Below are 2,860 nucleotides of genomic sequence, written 5' to 3'. Positions count from 1 at the left end.
GACTGCACGATACAGATAAGACCATCTTCCATTCACTTTTACATAAGTTTCATCAATATGCCATGTGCCGAGATGTGTAGGATTACGCCAATACCAGCGTAAGCGTTTTTCTATTTCAGGAGCATAACGTTGAACCCAACGGTAAATAGTAGTGTGATTAACATTCACACCACGTTCGGAAAGCATTTCCTGAAGTTCACGATAGCTAATGCCATATTTACAATACCAGCGTACAGCCCAAAGAATGATTTCGCCCTGAAAATGCCGACCATGGAAGGGATTCATACACTGAACCTTTAGCTAAAAAACTATTTAGCTTATCATCAATGGCTATTTGCAACAGTGCCGATGGGAAACAAAACTACCAATGCAAAGACTGCAAACGTCAGTTTATTGGTGACCATGCTCTGAGCTATCTAGGATGTAATTCTGGCATTACTCGTAAAATATTACAGTTAATGGTCAGAGGCAGCGGTATACGAGATATCGCTGAAGTTGAGCGCATTAGTATCGGTAAAGTCTTACGGACTTTAACTGAATCGGCCTATCAAATTCAGCCTAAACAAAGTCATTATGAATCTCTCGAAGTAGATGAATTCTGGACTTTTGTTGGAAATAAAATAATAAACAATGGCTTATTTACGCCTACCATCGAAAAACAGGTGAGATTGTTGCTTATGTTTGGGGTAAGAGAGATTTAGCTACAGTCCAAAGGTTGAAGACCAAGCTTAAACAATTAGGTATTCACTACACCCGAATTGCAAGTGATCATTGGGACAGTTTCATCACTGCTTTTAAAAACTGCAAGCAAAGTATTGGTAAGTTTTTTACTGTAGGAATTGAAGGTAATAATTGCAAAATAAGGCATCGAATAAGGCGTGGTTTTAGAAGAAGTTGCAATTTCTCCAAAAAGCTTGAAAACCATTTTAAAGCCTTCGACTTAACCTTCTTTTACATCAATAATGGCTTCATTTAATGTCAGCATACTTTTTAAAACACCACCCGATCGCACGCTGATTTCCTATCAGGGGGACATAAAGAGCAGGATGCTCCAGATAAGAATAACAAGATCAGATACAAGGAGTGTGAGGTACGACAGGAGTTATACCTAAGCATCAAATACGAAAAACCCTGACAGGATGTCGTGGTTTTTTATTGCCTGTATTTTTTAGATCAATTTTAGAAAGCAACGATTACTTACAACAAATCACGTGTAATAAATAGTTTGATAATATGATATGTATCAATGATAACTACTTTATTGAGAGGCAAATATGGAAACCACTAAAATTTTTCAAACAGGTCGCAGTCAAGCTGTGCGTTTACCTAAAGCATTTCGCTTTAATGGTACTGAAGTTGCTATCAAAAGTTTTGGCCGTGGTGTCTTATTAATGCCCATCGAAAACCCATGGGACATCATGTTAGAAGCACTTAATGAATTTGAAGTAGGATTTCAGCTTGAACGAGCTGATCAGGGTGAGCAATTACGTGAGGACTTCAAATGATTTACCTCTTAGACACAAATATTTGTATCTACGTGATCAATCATAAACCACAGCAAGTTTTTGAACGCTTTAAGCAATATCAGCTTGGGCAGTTAGCTATTTCTAGCATAACCGCATCAAAGCTAGCTTTTGGTGTTGAAAAGTCTGGCTCTAAACGTAATAAGCAGGCTCTGAACGTAATAAGCAGGCTCTGAACAAATTTTTATCACCCTTAGATATTTTACCCTACGATGAGCAAGCGATTTGGCATTACGCTAAATTACGTCAAGATCTCCAATCAACAGGTAAAACCATTGGTAGTTTGGATATGCTAATAGCAGCTCATGCCCTCGCTTTAGATGTTGTACTAGTCACAAACAACATCAAGGAATTTGAGCGCATAGATGGGTTAAAGTTAGAAAACTGGATCTAATTTTTAGCCCTTAAAAGGGCTAATGTTATTCACTAATTAAAATGTCTAGTTTATGATGGTTTTTATCATCATGGGCTGGATATAAATTAGAGATGTTGATCATTATGTCTGACAAGGAAATACAACGGGCACTGTTGCAAATAGAGATTTGAGTCGATGAAGTTCCCTTTAAAAGTGCTTAGAGACCGAAAACCCTGTTGATTAGACACACTTCACCCTGAGGCTGACCATAATAAAATGACGATGCTTGCCCTTTACGTAGTGCACGCATGACTTCAATACCTTTAATTGTCGCATAAGCCGTTTTCATAGATTTGAATCCTAACGTAGCCCTGATGATCCGATTTAGCTTGCCATGATCACATTCAATTACGTTTTTTTTGTACTTAATCTGCCTGTACTCAAGGTCTGTTGGACATTTTCCTTCTCGCTTTAATCGTGATAAAGCATGGCCATAGGTCGCTGCTTTATCTGTATTGATAACCCGTGGAATTTGCCATTTTTTCACCGTATTGAAGACCTTTCCTAGAAAACTATAGGCTGATTTACTGTTCCGTCTAGCGGAAAGGTAAAAGTCAATCGTATGACCACGTTGATCAACTACGCGATACAGGTAAGTCGGCACTGTTGCAAATAGCCATTGATGATAAGCTAAATAGTTTTTTAGCTAAAGGTTCAGTGTATGAATCCCTTCCATGGTCGGCATTTTCAGGGCGAAATCATTCTTTGGGCTGTACGCTGGTATTGTAAATATGGCATTAGCTATCGTGAACTTCAGGAAATGCTTTCCGAACGTGGTGTGAATGTTAATCACACTACTATTTACCGTTGGGTTCAACGTTATGCTCCTGAAATAGAAAAACGCTTACGCTGGTATTGGCGTAATCCTACACATCTCGGCACATGGCATATTGATGAAACTTATGTAAAAGTGAATGGAAGA

General features: G+C 38.4%; 2 protein-coding genes and 4 pseudogenes. 4 read left to right on the top strand and 2 right to left on the bottom strand.

The window, feature by feature from the left end:
- The coding region (locus tag J500_RS16535) for an IS6 family transposase (protein WP_034700681.1) at window positions 1-285 on the bottom strand (285 nt) is incomplete at its 3' end.
- Between the two features lie 62 nt (window positions 286-347).
- Here J500_RS16535 and J500_RS16530 point away from each other — a divergent pair.
- The 3 genes and pseudogenes from J500_RS16530 to vapC form a co-directional block, all read left to right on the top strand.
- Window positions 348-976 (top strand): annotated as a pseudogene (locus J500_RS16530) (IS1 family transposase); the annotation flags it as partial.
- Window positions 977-1,274: 298 nt separating this feature from the next.
- Window positions 1,275-1,505, top strand: coding sequence for an antitoxin (locus J500_RS16525; RefSeq protein ID WP_034700678.1), 231 nt, complete (start codon window positions 1,275-1,277; stop codon window positions 1,503-1,505).
- A pseudogene (gene vapC / locus J500_RS16520) lies at window positions 1,502-1,917 on the top strand (type II toxin-antitoxin system tRNA(fMet)-specific endonuclease VapC). The gene J500_RS16525 and the pseudogene vapC overlap by 4 nt, the downstream one beginning before the upstream one ends.
- Window positions 1,918-2,095: 178 nt before the next feature.
- Here the strand turns inward: vapC and J500_RS16515 are convergent.
- Window positions 2,096-2,536 (bottom strand): annotated as a pseudogene (locus J500_RS16515) (DDE-type integrase/transposase/recombinase); the annotation flags it as partial.
- 63 nt (window positions 2,537-2,599) lie between these two features.
- Here J500_RS16515 and J500_RS16510 point away from each other — a divergent pair.
- Window positions 2,600-2,860: pseudogene (locus J500_RS16510) on the top strand (IS6 family transposase); the annotation flags it as partial.

This window comes from Acinetobacter sp. 479375 (assembly GCF_000581715.1).
GTDB lineage: Bacteria > Pseudomonadota > Gammaproteobacteria > Pseudomonadales > Moraxellaceae > Acinetobacter > Acinetobacter ursingii.
Note: the sequence above shows the minus strand (reverse complement) of the source record. Positions and strands in the feature narration are given on the sequence as shown.